Origin of the sequence: Delftia sp. DT-2 (genome assembly GCF_028401915.1) — a bacterium.
In the GTDB taxonomy this organism is placed as follows: Bacteria; Pseudomonadota; Gammaproteobacteria; order Burkholderiales; family Burkholderiaceae_C; genus Comamonas; species Comamonas tsuruhatensis.
Window position 1 is genome coordinate 1 of the sequence record NZ_JAQOTI010000053.1, and the last position, 1,524, is coordinate 1,524.

2 protein-coding genes are annotated in these 1,524 nt (G+C 46.9%); both read left to right on the forward strand.

The genetic code is table 11. The features are described 5' to 3' along the window. Window positions 1-487, forward strand: a 487-nt coding sequence (locus tag PO605_RS30750) for a hypothetical protein (RefSeq protein WP_272207342.1), incomplete at its 5' end; no start/stop codon positions are given. Between the two features lie 503 nt (window positions 488-990). Continuing rightward, window positions 991-1,515: a right-handed parallel beta-helix repeat-containing protein gene (locus tag PO605_RS30755; protein ID WP_272207343.1), complete on the forward strand. Its 525-nt coding sequence runs from the start codon at window positions 991-993 to the stop codon at window positions 1,513-1,515. Window positions 1,516-1,524: the final 9 nt, after the last annotated feature.

The window sequence follows — 1,524 nt, forward strand, 5'->3', positions numbered from 1 at the left end:
GCATGGGCTTGCGGGGTCCGAGCCGGATTACACCTATGACGAGGACATGCCAATACTGGGGAATATGCCTGATCCAGATATGCCTTATTGGGACAAGCGGGAGTATCGATCGCTGCAAGGGGAGAAGGCGGTTTATGAGTTTCTGACGGCGTATGGAACTAGGCCGGCGGTGAGCTTTAAAGAGATAGAGAAAGTGCTGGAGAGATTCAATGCCACGCGGGAGAGTGGGAGCAATTCTCCAGATAAATTTGATTTGCTACAAAACCATCTAAATAAATGGATTAATGAGGGAAAATTGAATTTAACGAAAAACAATAAAAGTCAGATCAAAATAACAAAAATAGATTTGAAAGATAAAAATTCAGAGGAATATGACTTTGAGAAAGCAGAAAACAATAGAGAGATCTTTCTTGGTGGTCTAGTGGGTAGGGAGAAAGACTATCCAGGTGTGTGTTTGCCAAGGAGTTTGTTATGCAAACCCGTATAGTGTGCATTTTAATAATATTTGTGCTGCTAGCTTTTTGGCGGACTGGGCATGCAGAAAAACAGCAATCGGAAAAATGGACAGAGAGCCAACATCCTCCTGTTGACGCAAAACTTCCACCCATATGGTGCAAGGCTGTGAAATATAGAGGTCAGAGAGTTCCAATATCAGAGTCAATCAAAGGTTCTGGTAAGCACTGCGTTGTTCATGATTTCGTTCAGCGAAAATCTCGCGACCTCATATCTGGTAGACAAAGAGGGTCTCCAATAAATGATGCTGGAACCGGAAATATATTAACGTTCTTCGAAAGCAGCAATGTGGACCTGGACTTGCAAAATCATCTCGTATCGGGATCGCCTTTTGAAGATACTCGTGGCATTGGAACTAAGGGGATTGAATTATGCTTTCTAAAGGTTCATAATGGAAAGATTGAAACACCTGGAAGATTGGGAATAAGCATAGAAATGGCTTCTGGAGATTCAAATATTAGAAAAAGAATAGAAATGATGAAGGAAGATATTTCAATAATTATTAAAACAAATTGGAATGGCGAGAACCAGAACTTCAACGAAATCCCCTGGGACTACTCTCCACCCACCTTCTACACAGCAGAAAACCTCCAAATCAAATCCGGCGGCCGCGCCATCATCATGGCGGGCTCCGACAACGTGGTGCGCAACAACACCATCGAGGTCGATGGCCGCACCGCCGTCTACCTGTACGGCCCGCGCTCGCTGGTGGAGGGCAACACCTTCATCGTGCACATGGATCTGCGCGATAAGGCGCCGCTGCCCGCCATCCTCAAGCTGCGCGATGCCGATGGCTCCATCATCCGCAACAACCGCTTCATCGTGAAGCGCAGCGGACTGTTCAGGAAGAAGGAAGAGGAACCCCAGGCCGGCATCAACCTGCTGGAGTCCAAAGGCGTTGTGATCGAAGGCAATGTGTTCGAGCAGATCGCCGTGCCGGTGCGCAAGGATGCGGCCAGTACCACAACGGAGAGTGGAAACATTTCAAAAGGCAGCCCCTGATGGAATGGA

Bases quoted from the DNA above. Each gene is read 5' to 3' on its own strand.
- PO605_RS30755 (WP_272207343.1), top strand. From the start codon at position 991: ATGAAGGAAGATATTTCAATAATTATTAAAACAAATTGGAATGGCGAG.